This window comes from uncultured Sphaerotilus sp. (assembly GCF_963924895.1).
Taxonomy (GTDB): Bacteria; Pseudomonadota; Gammaproteobacteria; order Burkholderiales; family Burkholderiaceae_C; genus Sphaerotilus.
Genome location: NZ_CAWURG010000002.1, coordinates 103,346 through 119,370 on the forward strand (window position 1 = coordinate 103,346; position 16,025 = coordinate 119,370).

At 66.9% G+C, this 16,025-nt stretch carries 18 protein-coding genes; 5 read left to right on the plus strand and 13 right to left on the minus strand.

Annotation, left to right across the window (positions count from 1 at the left end; all coding sequences use genetic code 11):
- Nucleotides 1-30: 30 nt before the first annotated feature.
- Genes AABN02_RS00685 through ybiB form a run of 3 tightly spaced genes read left to right on the plus strand, consistent with a single transcriptional unit; the run spans nt 31 to nt 1,638 of the window.
- Nucleotides 31-285, plus strand: a complete 255-nt coding sequence (locus AABN02_RS00685) for a type II toxin-antitoxin system prevent-host-death family antitoxin (protein ID WP_338412997.1) — start codon at nt 31-33, stop codon at nt 283-285.
- Nucleotides 282-677, plus strand: coding sequence for a type II toxin-antitoxin system VapC family toxin (locus AABN02_RS00690; RefSeq protein ID WP_338412998.1), 396 nt, complete (start codon nt 282-284; stop codon nt 675-677). The genes AABN02_RS00685 and AABN02_RS00690 overlap by 4 nt, the downstream gene beginning before the upstream one ends.
- Nucleotides 678-702: 25 nt before the next feature.
- Nucleotides 703-1,638, plus strand: coding sequence for a DNA-binding protein YbiB (ybiB, locus tag AABN02_RS00695; protein WP_338412999.1), 936 nt, complete (start codon nt 703-705; stop codon nt 1,636-1,638).
- On the opposite strand, the gene AABN02_RS00700 is transcribed toward ybiB, so the two are convergent.
- The 13 genes from AABN02_RS00700 to scpA form a co-directional block, all read right to left on the minus strand.
- A complete protein-coding gene (locus AABN02_RS00700) occupies nt 1,616-2,035 on the minus strand; it encodes a hypothetical protein (RefSeq protein ID WP_338413000.1) in 420 nt (139 codons plus the stop codon). The two genes, ybiB and AABN02_RS00700, sit on opposite strands and share 23 nt — an antisense overlap.
- On the minus strand, nt 2,032-2,403 hold the full coding sequence (locus AABN02_RS00705; RefSeq protein ID WP_338413001.1) for a transcriptional regulator: 372 nt from the start codon (nt 2,401-2,403) through the stop codon (nt 2,032-2,034). Before AABN02_RS00705 ends, AABN02_RS00700 begins: the two co-directional genes overlap by 4 nt.
- Nucleotides 2,400-3,419 (minus strand): MFS transporter permease, encoded by a 1,020-nt coding sequence (locus tag AABN02_RS00710; RefSeq protein ID WP_338413002.1) that lies wholly within the window; start codon nt 3,417-3,419, stop codon nt 2,400-2,402. The genes AABN02_RS00705 and AABN02_RS00710 overlap by 4 nt, the downstream gene beginning before the upstream one ends.
- Before the next feature lie 150 nt (nt 3,420-3,569).
- Entirely contained in the window at nt 3,570-3,800 is a 231-nt protein-coding gene (locus tag AABN02_RS00715) for a hypothetical protein (RefSeq protein ID WP_338413003.1), read from the minus strand.
- On the minus strand, nt 3,797-4,309 hold the full coding sequence (locus tag AABN02_RS00720; protein ID WP_338413004.1) for an AAA family ATPase: 513 nt from the start codon (nt 4,307-4,309) through the stop codon (nt 3,797-3,799). Before AABN02_RS00720 ends, AABN02_RS00715 begins: the two co-directional genes overlap by 4 nt.
- Before the next feature lie 188 nt (nt 4,310-4,497).
- Nucleotides 4,498-6,396 (minus strand): propionate--CoA ligase, encoded by a 1,899-nt coding sequence (locus AABN02_RS00725; RefSeq protein WP_338413005.1) that lies wholly within the window; start codon nt 6,394-6,396, stop codon nt 4,498-4,500.
- 135 nt (nt 6,397-6,531) lie between these two features.
- Nucleotides 6,532-6,999: a VOC family protein gene (locus tag AABN02_RS00730; protein WP_179634582.1), complete on the minus strand. Its 468-nt coding sequence runs from the start codon at nt 6,997-6,999 to the stop codon at nt 6,532-6,534.
- A 231-nt stretch (nt 7,000-7,230) separates the two neighbouring features.
- A complete protein-coding gene (locus tag AABN02_RS00735) occupies nt 7,231-7,440 on the minus strand; it encodes an AbrB/MazE/SpoVT family DNA-binding domain-containing protein (RefSeq protein ID WP_338413006.1) in 210 nt (69 codons plus the stop codon).
- An 87-nt stretch (nt 7,441-7,527) separates the two neighbouring features.
- Complete coding sequence (locus AABN02_RS00740; RefSeq protein ID WP_338413007.1) at nt 7,528-9,606, minus strand: acetyl/propionyl/methylcrotonyl-CoA carboxylase subunit alpha; 2,079 nt, start codon at nt 9,604-9,606, stop codon at nt 7,528-7,530.
- A 23-nt stretch (nt 9,607-9,629) separates the two neighbouring features.
- A complete protein-coding gene (locus AABN02_RS00745) occupies nt 9,630-11,162 on the minus strand; it encodes an acyl-CoA carboxylase subunit beta (RefSeq protein WP_338413008.1) in 1,533 nt (510 codons plus the stop codon).
- 63 nt (nt 11,163-11,225) lie between these two features.
- Nucleotides 11,226-12,284 (minus strand): methylmalonyl Co-A mutase-associated GTPase MeaB, encoded by a 1,059-nt coding sequence (meaB, locus tag AABN02_RS00750; RefSeq protein ID WP_338413009.1) that lies wholly within the window; start codon nt 12,282-12,284, stop codon nt 11,226-11,228.
- Nucleotides 12,285-12,315: 31 nt separating this feature from the next.
- Entirely contained in the window at nt 12,316-12,795 is a 480-nt protein-coding gene (locus AABN02_RS00755) for a GNAT family N-acetyltransferase (RefSeq protein WP_338413010.1), read from the minus strand.
- Nucleotides 12,796-12,822: 27 nt separating this feature from the next.
- Nucleotides 12,823-14,994, minus strand: coding sequence for a methylmalonyl-CoA mutase (gene scpA, locus AABN02_RS00760; protein ID WP_338413011.1), 2,172 nt, complete (start codon nt 14,992-14,994; stop codon nt 12,823-12,825).
- A gap of 94 nt (nt 14,995-15,088) precedes the next feature.
- Between scpA and AABN02_RS00765 the strand changes: the two genes are divergently transcribed.
- Both AABN02_RS00765 and AABN02_RS00770 read left to right on the plus strand, forming a co-directional pair.
- The gene (locus AABN02_RS00765) at nt 15,089-15,739 is read left to right on the plus strand and encodes a GntR family transcriptional regulator (protein ID WP_338413012.1); all 651 of its coding nucleotides are present in this window, start codon (nt 15,089-15,091) and stop codon (nt 15,737-15,739) included.
- A gap of 148 nt (nt 15,740-15,887) precedes the next feature.
- On the plus strand, nt 15,888-16,025 hold a 138-nt coding region (locus AABN02_RS00770; protein ID WP_338413016.1), incomplete at its 3' end, for an ATP-grasp domain-containing protein.

Genomic DNA, 16,025 nt, shown 5'->3' on the forward strand with positions numbered 1-16,025 from the left:
CCGGCCTCTGCCGGGCGACGAGGATTGCCCATGCAAGCAACACCCCTGATGACCGATGTCAGCGTCACGGCGCTGCGTCAGCACCTGCCAGAATTCCTGGCCCGCGTCTCCCGTGGAGAGCGCCTGCGCATCACGTCGCATGGCAAGGTGGTAGCGGAACTCTCGCCGCCACCGGCCGAGGATGATCTGGACGCGACCAGGGCATTGCTCAGGGGCAGCGTGCTGCGCTTTGACGACCCGATCGCGCCCGTGCTGGACGCGCAGGAGTGGGACATGCTCCGGTGATCGTGATCGACACCCATGTGCTGCTGTGGTGGTTGGGGCAACCCGAGCGTCTGAGTCACGCGGCCCGGCAGGCATTGACCGCAGCCGGCGCCGAAACCCCGGCCTGCGTCAGCGCCATCAGCGTGCTGGAAATCGTCACCGCCGAGCGCCGCGGACGTTTGAACCTCAGTCTTCCGGTCGATCAATGGCTGGCGCTGGTGCGCCGGTTGCCGGAAGTGCGCATCGAGCCGGTGAGCGCAGAGATCGCAGAACGCGCCGGCCGCTATGGCGACGATCTGCACGGCGATCCAGCCGACCGCATGATCGCCGCAACGGCCGACGTACTGGGCGCCCGATTGATCAGCGCGGACGAGAAGCTGCGGGCACATCCCGGGATCCGTGCACTCTGGTGAACCACCGCCCGACGACAATCCCCCCATGACCATCGCCCCCTACCTCAAGACCATCGGCCGCGGCAAGGACGGTGCCCGCGCGCTGGACCGCGCCCAGGCGCTCGACCTGATGACGCGCATCCTCGATGGCCGTGTCAGCGACCTCGAACTCGGCGGCTTTGCGCTGGCGATGCGCATCAAGGGCGAGTCGGCGGACGAACTCGCGGCGTTTGTCGAGGCCGCCATGGTGCACACGCTGCCGCTGGTGGCGCCCTCGCCCGCCGTGCTGCTGCCGTCCTACAACGGCGCGCGCAAGCTGCCGAACTTCACGCCGCTGCTGGCGCTGCTGCTGGCGCGCGAAGGGGTGCCAGTGCTGGTCCACGGCCCGATCGACGACCCTGGCCGCGTCACCAGCGCGGCGATCTTCACCGCGCTCGGCTTGCCGCCCGCCGCCGACGCTGCCCAGGCGGCGGCGCAGTGGGCGCGCGGCGAGCCGGTGTTCATGTCGCTCGAAACGCTGAACCGGCCGCTCGCGCAGTTGCTGGCGCTGCGCCGCGTGCTCGGCCTGCGCAACAGCGGGCACACCATCGCCAAGCTGCTGCCGGCCGTGCCCGGCGGGCTGCGGGTGGTCAACCACACGCACCCGGAGTACGCGGTGAGCCTGTCGCAGTACCTGCGCGACAGCGGCGCCGACGCGGTGCTGATGCGCGGCACCGAAGGCGAGCCGGTGGCCGATGCCCGCCGGCAGCCGCGGCTGGATGTCTACCGGACGGGCGTGCTGGACACCACGCTGTCGGTGGCGCCGCAGGAAGGCGTGCTGGTGGAGCTGCCCGTGCTGCCGGCAGCGATCGACGCCGAGACCACCGCGGCCCACATCCGCGCCGTGCTGGACGGCGCGGTGGCGGTGCCGGCGCCGATCGCGCGGCAGGTGCAGTGCCTGTGCGCGGCCGTGCGCCGCCTCAGCGCGGCATCTTGCGGTTGACGCTCAGGTGCAGCTCGCCCGGGCCGGGCGTTTCGTAGCCGGGCAGCCGCAGCGACAGGTTCACGCCGACCAGCTCCTTGGCGTCCACCCAGTGCCGGCCGTCCTCGCTGGCCCACTGCTTGTGCAGGTAGAGATCGCGGCCCAGCCGGGCGCTGATTGCCTGGTCGGCGCCCATCGTCAGCGCGCTGCCATCGACCAGCAGGCGCACGTCGATGCGCTGCCCGGCCGGCAGCTTGTAGATGTAGTCGCTCTTGCCGGCCGGCTTGTCCGGATAGGTGACCACGGGCAGCTTGGTCAGCGCATCCGCCGAGGGCGGGAAGGGACTGGCGCAGCCACCCAGGGCCAGCGCAGACACCAGGCCGAGGGCCAGAACAGAACGGATCACGGTGCGTTTCATGAAGACTCCTGAGGCTGAGAGAAGGGAAGATCCGGATCATCGGCAGGCCGGCCCGACGCGCCGCTGACGCGGACCAGCTCGGTGAGCTGCGCCACGTAGTCGGCCAGCGCCGCCCGGCCCACGGCGGTCAGCAGGAACACGGTCTGGGAGCGGGCGGTGACCGAGACGTCACGCGACTCGATGAAGGCGGCCTCGACCAGCTTGTTCAGATGGGCGCCGAGATTGCCGTCGGTGATCGCCAGCGCGCGCTTGAGTTCACTGAAGGTCGCTTCGCCGCGGCCGGACAGGAAGGCCACGATCTGGGTGCGCACCGGCTGGTGCAGCACCGGGTCCAGGCGCGGCAAGGGTGGGGTCGGAGTCGGGCTCACGGGGTGTCTCCCTGCAGATACGGGCCATCGAGCACCGCTTCGGCGCGCACCACCGGCTGGCCGTCGGCATCCAGCCCCGGCTTCAGGCGGTGGATCTTCAGGCCGAGCACGCCATCCCGGATGCGGTGCCACGGTCCGTTGTTGATGCGGTAGCGGCCATCCGGCTCGCCGTCGCTCAGCACCACCTCGACCGGCAGCTTCAGGTGCATGCCCAGACCCGCCTGCGGCGACGCGCTCATCAGCGGCCCGGACAGGTCGAGCGTCAGCGCCACCGGCGTGCCCGGCGCGAGCCGTAGCACCCGCTCGCCAGCCGCCAGCTGGGGCGGCTCCTCGCTGCCAGCGGTCAGCCGCGCCAGCAGCAGCGCCACGCCGACCACGGCCACCATCCACAGCAGCAGCGCCAGCAGCCGCGGCCACCACGCCGTGTCACGCTGGCCCCGGTCGAGCCAGCCCGCCAGCGGCATGCCGACCGCGAAGCACGACGCGGCCAGCCAGTGCGTCATCTGGTAAGGCAGCCCGGCCGCCAGCCCGGCCACGCCGAGCAGGATCGTCGCCAGTCCGATCCACTCGATCAGCGGCCGCGAGAACAGCCCGAAGAGGTAGACGCCCAGCCCGAGCAGCACGATCCACAGCCCGTAGACCATCGGGCCACCACCATAGAAGAACATCGCACAGGAGCAGAGCGTGCCCATGCCCAGCAGCATCCACCAGGCCCGCGTGATCTGCGCCTGCGCGAACGGCAGGGTTTCGTCGCGGCGCGCGCGGGCGCGGCGCGTCAGGTGGTGGTCCACCAGAGACACGCCACCGAGCCAGACGCCCAGCCAGACCAGCAGCACCAGCGCACGCTGCGTGAGGTCCGGAAAACGCTCGGTGGTGATCAGGTACTCGGTCCCGCCGGCGACAAGACCGCCGACAGCACCGATCAGGATCAGGCTGTGGCGCTCCAGGCGCACGCTGCGGTGGCCGGCGGCGAGCATGGACTGGATGGACTGCAACTGGTCAAGGGTGGCACTCATGGTGGAACGGCTTCCTGTGGGGTGCAAGCATGAACTCTGTGATGCAGAGCATATTACTCTGCACTACAGAGTGTCAAGCGATACCCCCGGTGTCCGTTCCAGTGCAGGGTCAGGCCCGGCAGACCCTCTGTCCGCCTGTCCGCAGTCGCGTCAGCGCGCGGGCCGGGTCAGCGGATGCACATTGCTCGTCGGCCGCTCGGTGCGCAGGTCGTAGCTCTCGGCGCCGGATTCACGCAGGATGCGGCCCTCCTTGACGACGATGACGTCGGTGCCGGTGAGGAAGGCCATCTGCCGCGAGATCTCCGCGGAGCGCTTGAGCGCCGCGTAAGCGGCGAGCACTTCCGGCGCGATGTACGTCTGGGTCACGGAACCGTTCTTCATGCGCCACTCCAGTCCACCAGTTTCGGGACGGGGCCCGCGTTGTCGAAATGCACCCAGAGGTCCACGAGGTCCTTGTAGACGGCGTGGAAGTTGTGCAATCCGGTTTCGTAACGGCGGCGCACGACGTCGCCCGTCATGCGCAGGCCCCCCTGGCGCGCACGCTCGTTGACCCGGTGCTGTGACACCTCCCAGGACGGCAGCGACAGGAACACGATCTGCACCACATAGCCCCTGGCGCGCCAGTCGGGGATCAGGCTGGCGTAGTTCCGGCTGCGCAGCGAGGTCTCGAAGCCGAAGGTTTCGCGCAGGCGCAGCATGTCCTGGATGGTCATCTGCATCAGCTTGCTGGCGCGCTGTGCCATGCGCTCCGGCTCGAAGGGCGACAGGCCCTGGGCGATCAGATCAGCGTCGATGAAATTGCGGCAGGCCGCCTCCTGCGGCAGATATTCCTTGGCAAACGTGGTCTTTCCTGCGCCCGGCGGGCCGGCAATGATGTGGATGCGGGGCATGTCCAGTTCGCTCCAGATGGAGGTGAATTCAAGAAGATCTCAATTCATTATGTAACTTGGCGTGATTTTTACCTCTTGCTATTCTGAAGACGAACTGAATTCAGGACGAAAAAAAGCCCCGCTCGAATGAGCGGGGCGCGTGTCCGGAATCGCCACCCGAAGGTGGCAGATGCCGAAGATCCGGCAGGTCAGCCCGTGACCAGGTCCTTGATCTGCATCAGCGCGGCCGGGTCTTCCATGGTCGTCAGGTCGCCCGCATCGCGGCCTTCGCAGACGGCCTGGATCGCGCGGCGCAGCACCTTGCCCGAGCGGGTCTTGGGCAGCGTGGTGACGAAGCGGACCGAGGCCGGACGCGCCACGGCACCAAGCTGGTTGTCCACGACCTTCATGATCTCGGCTTCCAGCGCCTTGGCATCGGCCGCATTCGTGACCTTGCTCGGATCCTTCAGCACGGCAAACGCCACGGCGACCTGGCCCTTGAGCTGGTCGGCCACACCCACCACGGCCACTTCGGCGACGTTGGCGTGGCTGGAGATGCTTTCCTCGATCTCGCGGGTGCCCAGGCGGTGGCCGGCGACGTTGATCACGTCATCGGTGCGACCCAGGATGAAGAAGTAGCCGTCGGCGTCCTTCACGCCCCAGTCGAAGGTGGAGTACATCACCTTGTTGTGGATGCTGGTCCAGTAGGTGCTGACGTAGCGCTTGTCATCACCCCAGACGGTCTGCAGGCAGCCGGGGGGCAGCGGGCCGTTGACGGCGATCACGCCCTTCTTGTTCGGCTCGGTGATCTCCTCGCCGGTGGTCTCGTCGATCAGCTGGACGTCGTAGCCGTAGACCGCCTTGCCCGGCGAGCCGAACTTGGTCGGGGCCGGCTCGACGCCGTTGCAGATGGCCATGATCGGCCAGCCGGTTTCGGTCTGCCAGTAGTTGTCGATGATGGGCTTGCCCAGTGACTCGGCGATCCACTTGGCGGTCGGCTCGTCCAGTGGCTCGCCGGCCAGGAACAGCGCCTTGAGGCTGCTCAGGTCGTACTTGGTCAGGAACGCGGGATCCTGCTTCTTCAGCACGCGCACGGCGGTCGGTGCCGAGAACATCACGGTGACCTTGTACTTCTCGACCAGGCTCCACCAGATGCCGGCGTCAGGGCGGATCGGCAGACCTTCGTACATGATCGTGGCCATGCCGCCGATCAGCGGGCCGTAGATGATGTAGCTGTGGCCCACCACCCAGCCGATGTCGCTGGTGGAGAAGTAGGTCTCGCCCGGCTCGCCCATGTAGATGTGCTTCATCGACGCGGCCAGCGCGACCGTGTAGCCGGCGGTGTCGCGCTGCACGCCCTTGGGCTTGCCGGTGGTGCCCGACGTGTACAGGATGTAGGACGGGTGGTCGGAGGCGACCCACTCGCAGGGCACGACGGCGTCCATGAACTGCGTGCGCAGCGTCGCGTAATCGACATCGCGACCGTCCACCTTGGCATACGGTGCCAGCCCGCGGTCGACCATCACGACGGCGGCCGGCTTGCTGGTGGCCAGGGTGATCGCCTCGTCAAGCAGGTGCTTGTACGGCACGCCCTTGCCACCGCGCATCCCGGCGTCGGCGCTGACGATGACCTTCGGCTGGGCGTCGTCGATGCGGCTGGCCAATGAATGGCTGGCGAAACCGCCGAACACCACCGAGTGGATCGCCCCGATGCGCACGCAGGCCAGCATCGCAAACGCCGCCTCCGGGATCATCGGCATGTAGATCAGCACGCGGTCGCCCTTGACCACGCCCTGGCTCTGCAGGATGGCGGCCATGCGCTGCACTTCGGCGTGCAGTTCGCGGAAGCTGTAGGTCTTCTCGGTGTCCGTCTCGGTCGAGACGAAGATCAGCGCGTTCTGGTCGGCGCGGGTCGCGAGGTGGCGGTCCACCGCGTTGTGGCAGAGGTTGGTCTCGCCACCGGCGAACCACGTGGCGAACGGGGGGTTGCTGTAGTCGCAGACCTGGTCGAAGGGCTTGTGCCAGTCGATCAGTTGCGCCTGTTCACCCCAGAAGCCCTCGCGGTCTTCGATGGAGCGGCGATGGAATTCAGCGTAGTTGGTGCTCATGGAACAGTCTCCTCTGACCCCGCCGACCGAGCGCGGCGAGTATAGCTTTTCATTTCACCCGGAGCGGCTGACGCTGTCCTGTCTCGGACAGTCGCCAGCCGGGTGTTGCCGCACATCGCAGGGTGCGGCAGATGCTCAGGACAGGGCCGCGACGACCTCGGCCGGCGCCTGCACCAGCTCGATCAGCACGCCCTCACCCCCGATCGGGAACTCGTCGTTCGCCTTCGGGTGGATGAAGCAGATGTCGAACCCGGCCGCGCCCTTGCGGATGCCGCCTGGCGCGAAACGCACGCCATTGGCCGTCATCCACTCGACCGCCTTCGCCAGATCGTCGACCCACAGGCCGACGTGGTTCAGCGGCGTGGCGTGCACGGCTGGCTTCTTGTCGATGTCCAGCGGCTGCATCAGGTCGACCTCGACCGCGGTCGGGCCGCTGCCGAGCGCGCAGATGTCCTCGTCCACGTTCTCGCGTTCGCTGACGAAGGTGCTCTTGACCTGCAGGCCGAAGATGTCGACCCACAGCGACTTGAGCCGCTGCTTGTCGGTGCCACCGATGGCGATCTGCTGGATGCCGAGGATCTTGAAGGGTTTGGGGGTGCTCATGTGGAGGCGTTCAGTGCGTTGCTTGCTTGCGTGGGTTGGCAGGTTGGCTGACTCCGGAGGCCCCCCTCCCGACCTCCCCCCGCTGGGGGGAGGAGTTCAGGCGCAGCGTTTCCAGAGGTTTCCAGAGGCTCGATGGCTGGGCTTTGGTAGCCGACTGTCGGGTCTTGCTCCCTCCCCCAGCGGGGGAGGGTTGGGGTGGGGGCTGGGTTCGCGCCAACCTTCCAGAAAATCTCAGGCCTTCGCAGTACCGGAACCAGGCCGGTCACCCGAAGACGCTTTCGGATCATTGGGCGAGGCGTTCACAAGTGGCAGCGGCACCACTTCGATGTGATCGCCAACCAATCGGACATCTACGCGCTGACCGGGTACCAAGCCCAGTACGCGCCGAATGTCCTTGGGGATGACGATCTGGAACCTGGAGGAGATGGTGACGCTTGCCATGCAAAATCCTTTCAATTCCCGTCCACCTCGCCAGCGTGGATGCCCGCCTTCGCGGGCATGACGGAGCGGAATGCGTTTACGCCAACCTCACTCGAACCGCAGGATCGGCTGGTCCACGCTCAGGCTCTCGCCCTTCTTGGCGAGCACCTCGGCGACGACGCAGTCCTGCACGGCGACGAGGATGTTCTCCATCTTCATCGCCTCGATGACCGCCAGCTTCTCACCGGCCTGCACCTTCTGGCCAACCGCCACCGACACGTCGGCCAGCAGGCCCGGCATCGGCGACAGCAGCGACTTGCTGGTGTCGGGCGGCGCCTTGTAGGGCATCAGCTTCATCAGCTGCGCGGCACGCGGGTTGAGCACCAGCGCGTCGATCTGCGTGCCGTTGTGGGCGACGCGGATGGCGAGCGGGTTCTTGTTGGCGCTGCGCTCGACCTGGGCGGTGAACGGCAGGCCGTTGCACACGCCGGTCATCAGCAGGTCACCCAGCTTGGTGTGGCTGCGGATCGCGTAGATCTTGTCGCCCAGCAGCACGTTGGCGGTGCCGAGCGCGCTGTCGTAGCCGCTGACCTTGACCGGGTGGTAGACGTGGTCGCCCTTGGCACCGAGCACCGCGACGACCAGGTCCGGTGCGTCCTTGTTGACGCCGTGGCCGGGCAACTGGCCGCTGATGCCGGCCGCACGCTCGCGGGCCTTGCGGCGCACGAAGGCGGCGAGTGCCACGAGGAACAACGGATCGTCGTGCGGCACGTCCTCGGCCTTGAAGCCGTGGCTGTAGTGCTCGGCGATGAAGCCGGTGTTGAACTCGCCGGTGACGAACCTCGGGTGTGCCAGCAGCGCCGCCTGGAAGGGGATGTTCGAGCTGATGCCGCGGATCACGAAGCCGTTGAGGGCCTCGCGCATCTTGGCGATCGCCTCCGTGCGGTCACGGCCGTGGACGATCAGCTTGGCGATCATCGAGTCGTAGAACATCGGGATCTCGCCGCCCTCGTAGACACCGGTGTCCACGCGCACGCCGCCGAAGTGGCCCTTCTCGTAGGCGGGGCCTTGCAGCGTCTCGGTGCCTTGCACCAGATCGGCGGCCGGCGGCGCGTAACGCACCAGGCGGCCGGTCGAGGGCAGGAAGTTGCGGAACGGGTCTTCCGCGTTGATGCGGCACTCGATCGCCCAGCCTTCGCGCTTGATGTCGGCCTGCGTGAACGCGAGCTTCTCGCCCGCGGCGACACGGATCATCTGCTCGACCAGGTCCAGCCCGGTGATGCACTCGGTGACCGGGTGCTCCACCTGCAGGCGGGTGTTCATCTCCAGGAAGTAGAAGTCCTGGTCCTTGCCGACCACGAACTCGACCGTGCCCGCCGACTGGTAGTTGACCGCCTTGGCCAGCGCGACCGCCTGCTCGCCCATGGCCTTGCGGGTCGCGTCGCTGATGAAGGGCGACGGCGCTTCCTCGATGACCTTTTGATGGCGGCGCTGGATCGAGCACTCGCGCTCGTTCAGGTACAGCACGTTGCCGTGGCTGTCGCCGAGCACCTGGATCTCGATGTGGCGCGGCTCCAGCACGTACTTCTCGATGAAGACGCGGTCGTCGCCGAAGCTGTTGCGCGCTTCGTTGCGGCACGACGAGAAGCCTTCGAACGCCTCCTTGTCGTTGAACGCGACGCGCAGGCCCTTGCCGCCGCCGCCCGCCGAGGCCTTGATCATCACCGGGTAGCCGATGCCCTTGGCGATCTCGACCGCCTGCTCGGGCGTGTCGATGGCGTTGTTGTAGCCGGGGATGGTGTTGACCTGGGCTTCCAGCGCCAGCTTCTTCGAGGCGATCTTGTCGCCCATGGCCGCGATAGAGTAGTGCTTCGGGCCGATGAAGGCGATGCCCTCTTCTTCGAGCCGCTGCGCGAACGCGGCGTTCTCGGACAGGAAGCCGTAGCCAGGGTGAACCGCCTGCGCCCCCGTGGCCTTGCACGCGGCGATGATCTTGTCGGCGACGAGGTAGGACTCGCGCGATGGCGCCGGGCCGATCAGCACGGCCTCGTCCGCCAGTTCGACGTGGCGCGCTTCCTTGTCGGCCTCGGAGTAGACGGCGACCGTCTTGATGCCCATCTTCTGGGCGGTCTTGATGACACGGCAGGCGATCTCGCCGCGGTTGGCAATCAGGATCTTGGTGAACATGTTGTTTTCTCCTTGCCGGCCCATCACAGCGGGATGTTCCCGTGCTTGCGCCACGGGTTGTCGAGCTTCTTGTCCTTGAGCATCACGAGCGAGCGGCAGATGCGCTTGCGGGTCTCGTGCGGCTGGATGACGTCGTCGATGAAGCCGCGCGCGCCGGCGACAAACGGGTTGGCGAAGCGGGCCTTGTATTCGGCTTCCTTGGCGGCCAGCTTCTCGGGATCGCCCTTGTCCTCGCGGAAGATGATCTCGACGGCGCCCTTGGCCCCCATCACCGCGATCTCGGCGTTCGGCCACGAGAAGTTCACGTCGCCGCGCAGGTGCTTGGACGACATCACGTCATACGCGCCGCCGTAGGCCTTGCGGGTGATGACGGTGACCTTCGGCACCGTGCATTCGGCATACGCGTACAGCAGCTTGGCGCCGTGCTTGATGATGCCGCTCCACTCCTGCGAGGTGCCGGGCATGAAGCCGGGCACGTCCACGAAGGTGACCACGGGGATGTTGAACGCATCGCAGAAGCGCACGAAACGCGCGGCCTTGATGGACGACTTGATGTCCAGGCAGCCGGCCAGCACCTGCGGGTTGTTGGCCACGATGCCGATCGTCTGGCCTTCCATGCGGGCGAAGCCGATGACGATGTTCTTGGCGTAGTCGGGCTGGATCTCGAAGAAGTCGCCGTCGTCGACGACCTTCAGGATCAGCTCCTTCATGTCGTAGGGCTTGTTCGGGTTCTCTGGCACCAGCGTGTCGAGCGAGTGGTCCAGCCGCGTGCCCGGGTCACCGCTCGGGCGCACCGGCGGCTTTTCCTTGTTGTTCAGCGGCAGGTAGTTGAAGAAGCGGCGCAGCATCAGCAGCGCTTCCACATCGTTGTCGAAGGCCACGTCGGCCACGCCACTCTTGGTCGTGTGCGTGATCGCGCCGCCCAGTTCTTCGGCGGTGACTTCCTCGTGCGTCACGGTCTTCACCACTTCGGGGCCGGTGACGAACATGTAGGACGAGTCCTTCACCATGAAGATGAAGTCGGTCATCGACGGCGAGTACACCGCGCCACCCGCGCACGGGCCCATGATCATCGAGATCTGCGGCACCACGCCCGAGGCCATCACGTTGCGCTGGAACACTTCCGCGTAACCGCCGAGCGAGGCGACACCTTCCTGGATCCGCGCGCCGCCCGAGTCGTTCAGGCCGATCACCGGAGCGCCGACCTTCATCGCCTGGTCCATGACCTTGCAGATCTTCTCGGCGTGGGCTTCCGACAGCGCACCGCCGAAGACGGTGAAGTCCTGGCTGAACGAGAAGGCCAGGCGGCCGTTGATCATGCCGTAGCCGATCACGACGCCGTCGCCGGGGATCTTGTTGTCGGCCATGCCGAAGTCCGAGCAACGGTGCTCGACGAACATGTCCCACTCTTCGAAGGTGCCTTCGTCGAACAGCAGTTCGAGCCGCTCGCGGGCGGTCAGCTTGCCCTTGGCGTGCTGGCTGTCGATGCGCTTTTGCCCACCGCCGAGGCGGGCCTTGGCGCGCTTGGCTTCGAGCATCTGTTGGATGTCATGCATGGAGCATCTCCTCGGTGATCAGGTCGGAAATCGGTGGGGAATCGATGGGAAATCGGTCGGAATTCAGTTCAGCAGGTCGAGCAGGCGCCGCGCCGCGACCGAAGCGGCGAGGCAGCCTTCACGGACCTGTTCGGTGGTGCCGGCGAGCTGGCCGCGCACGTCCGGGTGGGCCCGGAACCGCTCGCGCAAGCCCGCCTCGATGCGCTCCCACATCCACGCCAGGCTCTGCTGCTGGCGGCGCTGGTCGAGCCGGCCGCTGGCGGTCTGCAGTGCGCGAAAGCGCGTGACGGCGGCCCAGAAGTCGTCCAGACCGGTGACCTTGAGGGCGCTGAGCTGGATGACCTGCGGCTGCCACAGCAGGTCGCCGCCGTGGCCGTGCGGATCGCCGTGGGCGCCATGACTGCCGCCGTGGTACTGGTGCATGCCCAGCAGGCGCAATGCGCTGGTGATCTGGGCGCGGGCGCGGGTGGCGGCGTTGGGGTCGATGTCGGCCTTGTTGATGACGACCAGATCGGCCAGCTCCATCACGCCCTTCTTGATCGCCTGCAGGTCGTCGCCCGCGTTGGGCAGTTGCAGCAGGCAGAACATGTCGGTCATGCCGGACACCGCCGTCTCGCTCTGGCCGACGCCGACCGTCTCGATGATGACGACGTCGTAGCCGGCGGCCTCGGCGATCAGCATGGCCTCGCGGGTCTTCTCGGCCACACCACCCAGCGTGCCGGAGGCGGGACTCGGGCGGATGTAGGCGTTCGGGTGCACGGAGAGATGCTCCATGCGGGTCTTGTCGCCCAGGATCGAGCCGCCGGACACGCTCGACGAGGGATCGACCGCCAGCACCGCGACCCGGTGCCCCTGGCCGATCAGGTACAGGCCCAGCGCTTCGATGAAGGTCGACTTGCCCACGCCCGGCACGCCCGAGATGCCCAGGCGGAAGGAGCGGCCGGTGTGCGGCAGCAGCGCGTTCAGCAGCGCGTCGGCACGCAGGCGGTGATCGGGCCGGGTCGATTCGAGCAGCGTGATCGCCTTGGCCATCGCGCGCCGCTGCACGGTGGGCTGGTCGCCGACGATGCCCGCGGCCAGTGCCTGCTCGGCAGCCGGCAGGTGGGAAAAGTCTTCAGTCATCGCCGCTAGGGGCCGGTCAGGGCCATCGTCGTCAGTCGGAATCGCTCGGCGGGTGGGCCGGGCGGCGGAAGTAGAGATCCCATTCGCCTTCGGCTTCCAGGATGAAGCCGTGGCGCTGGTAGAAACGGGTCGCGTCGGTGTGCTTGAGTGCCGTCACCGACATCGGCATCGTCCGCACATCGGCCTCGGCCAGCACCTGGCGCATCACCCAGCCACCGATGCCCTCGCCCTGCGCGCTGGGGTGGATGTAGAGGTGGTCCAGCAGCAGGTCATGCGGCCGGGGAATCACCACCACGAAGCCCACCAGTTCCCCGTCACGCAGGATGTGCCGGGTGTGCGCCGGGTTGTAGCCACGGCTCAGGCGCTCGCGCGCCCGTTGCGGATCGAAGTGCCCCAGCCGGGTCAGACTTTCCCTCATCGCCGCCATCCGCAACGCCAGCAAGGCCTCGAAATCGCCTTCGCCCGCGGGCGTGAGTTGCAGTCGTGGTCGTGCAGCAGAGGAAACGTTCATGGTCGCCGAAGGGTCTGAGGGGGAACCTCAGGCCGCGGACACATGGGCGCGTATCTGCTCCAGAACATCCTTGGCCGAGGCCGGAATCGGCGTGCCGGGACCGTAGATCCCCTTCACGCCGGCGTCGAACAGAGCATCGTAATCCTGTTGCGGGATTACCCCACCCACGAAGACGATGATGTCGTCGGCGCCCTGCTTCTTCAGCTCGGCGATGATGGCCGGCACCAGGGTCTTGTGCCCGGCGGCCAGCGTGGAAACGCCCACCGCGTGCACGTCGTTCTCGATCGCCTGGCGGGCGCATTCTTCCGGCGTCTGGAACAGCGGGCCCATGTCCACGTCGAAGCCGAGGTCGGCATAGGCGGTGGCCACGACCTTGGCGCCGCGGTCATGCCCGTCCTGGCCGAGCTTGGCGATCATCACGCGCGGGCGGCGGCCGTAGGTTTCGGCGAAATTGGCGATCTCAGTCTGCAGCTTTTCCCAGCCTTCGGCCGAGTCGTAAGCCGCGGCGTAAACGCCAGTGACCTTCTGGATGTCGGCGCGGTGGCGGCCATAGACGGCTTCGAGCGCGTCGCTGACCTCGCCCACCGTGGCGCGCAGGCGCACGGCCTGGATCGCCAGGTCGAGCAGGTTGCCGGTGCCAGCGCGGGCGGCGTCGGTCATCGCGGTCAGCGCGGCCTGCACGGCGGCCGTGTCGCGGGTGGCGCGGATCTGCTGCAGCCGGGCGACCTGACCATCGCGCACCATGACGTTGTCCACGTCGAGGGTGTCGATCGGGTCTTCCTTGGCGAGCTTGTACTTGTTGACGCCGACGATGACGTCCTTGCCGGAGTCGATGCGCGCCTGCTTCTCGGCGGCGCTGGCTTCGATCTTCAGCTTGGCCCAGCCGGAGTCGACCGCCTTGGTCATGCCGCCCATCGCCTCGACTTCCTCGATGATGGCCCAGGCCTTGTCAACCATTTCCTGCGTCAGCGACTCCATCATGTAGGAGCCAGCCCAGGGATCGACCACGCTGGTGATGTGGGTCTCTTCCTGGATGATGAGCTGGGTGTTGCGGGCGATGCGCGAGGAGAACGCGGTCGGCAGCGCGATGGCCTCGTCGAGTGCGTTGGTGTGCAGCGACTGCGTGCCGCCGAAGACCGCGGCCATGGCCTCGACCGTCGTGCGCACGATGTTGTTGTACGGGTCCTGCTCGGTGAGCGACCAGCCGGAAGTCTGGCAGTGCGTGCGCAGCATCAGGCTCTTGGGGTTCTTGGCGTCGAAGCCCTTCATGATCCGGCACCACAGCAGACGCGCGGCGCGCATCTTCGCGATCTCCAGATAGAAGTTCATGCCGATTGCCCAGAAGAAGGACAGGCGGCCGGCGAAGGCGTCCACGTCCATGCCCTTGGCGATGGCGGTCTTGACGTATTCCTTGCCGTCGGCGAGCGTGAAGGCGAGTTCCAGCGCCTGGTTCGCGCCCGCTTCCTGCATGTGGTAGCCGGAGATCGAGATCGAGTTGAACTTCGGCATGTGCTTCGCCGTGTACTCGATGATGTCGCCGATGATCCGCATCGACGGCTCGGGACCGTAGATGTAGGTGTTGCGGACCATGAACTCCTTGAGGATGTCGTTCTGGATGGTGCCGCTGAGCTTGTCCTGCGAGACGCCCTGCTCTTCCGCCGCGACGACATAGCCCGCCAGCACCGGCAGCACGGCGCCGTTCATCGTCATCGAGACCGAGACCTTGTCGAGCGGGATCTCGTTGAAGAGGATCTTCATGTCCTCGACCGAGTCGATCGCCACACCCGCCTTGCCCACGTCACCCGTCACGCGCGGGTGGTCGGAGTCATAGCCGCGGTGCGTGGCCAGGTCGAACGCGACCGAGACGCCCTGACCACCGGCGGCGAGCGCCTTGCGGTAGAAGGCGTTCGATTCCTCGGCGGTCGAGAAGCCGGCGTACTGGCGGATGGTCCACGGGCGCACCGCGTACATCGTCGCCTGCGGGCCGCGCAGGAAGGGCTCGAAGCCGGGCAGCGTGTTGGTGTGCGCCAGGCCCTGCACGTCTTCGGCGGTGTAGAGCGGCTTGACGGTGATGCCGTCCGGCGTCACCCAGTTCAGGGCATCGACCTGGCCACCAGGCGCGGACTTGGCGGCCGCCTTGGTCCACTGAGCGAGCGAGGCTGGCTGGAATTCGGGGTTGTTCGAGGTGCTGTTCGACATGTTGTGTTCCTGGCGCTGGTTCGCTCATGATACATGATGCATAATTATGAATTCAATGTTGACGCTGCTCTGACACTCTTCTGACACACCGCCCGTGAACACTCCCGCCCTCGACACGGCTCTGGCCCCGCGCGCCCTTTACCAGGACGTGGCCGAGCGCCTGCGCGAACAGATCTTCAACCGCGAGCTGGAACCCGGCAGCTGGATCGACGAGCAGAAGCTCACCGCCGAACTCGGCATCAGCCGCACGCCGCTGCGCGAGGCGCTGAAGGTGCTGGCGGTCGAGGGGCTGGTGACGATGAAGGTGCGCCGCGGCGCCTACGTCACCGAGATGTCCAGCGACGATGTCCGGCAGGTCTACCACCTGCTCGCGCTGATGGAGAGCGATGCCGCCGGTGACGTGGCCCGCAACGCCTCGCCCGAAGATCTCGCCCAGCTGCGCGGACTGCACGACCGGCTGGAGCGCGAAGTCCACCAGCGCGAGTTCTTTTTCGCGACCAACGAGGCCTTCCACATCCAGCTGCTGGTGATCGCCGGCAACCGCTGGCGCCAGCAGATCGTGGCCGACCTGCGCAAGGTGATGAAGCTCAACCGCCACCACTCGCTGTTCAAGCAGGGGCGGCCCGAAGAATCCCTCAACGAACACCGCGCCCTGATGTACGCGCTGGAGCGGCGCGACGGCGCGCTGGCCACGCGGCTCATGCGCGCCCATTTCGACAATGGCCTCGCCGCTGCTGCAGGCTGAGACAGGCTGTCGCAGCGGAACTGTGTGACATGTCTCAGCTTGAGGTCAGTTTGAAGTCGCAGAGTCCGCCCGCGCGTCACACTCCGCAACCCCAGTCCCCCAGTTTCAACACCCCGAAACTCTCCGCCATCCCGAGGAGCAAACCCCGATGAAGATCCACGAATACCAAGGCAAGGAAGTTCTGCGCCAGTTCGACGTGCCGGTGCCGCGCGGCTACCCGGCGTTCACGGTGCAAGAGGCGGTGGAAGCCGCCCAGAAGCTGGGCGGCCCGGTGTGGGTCGTGAAG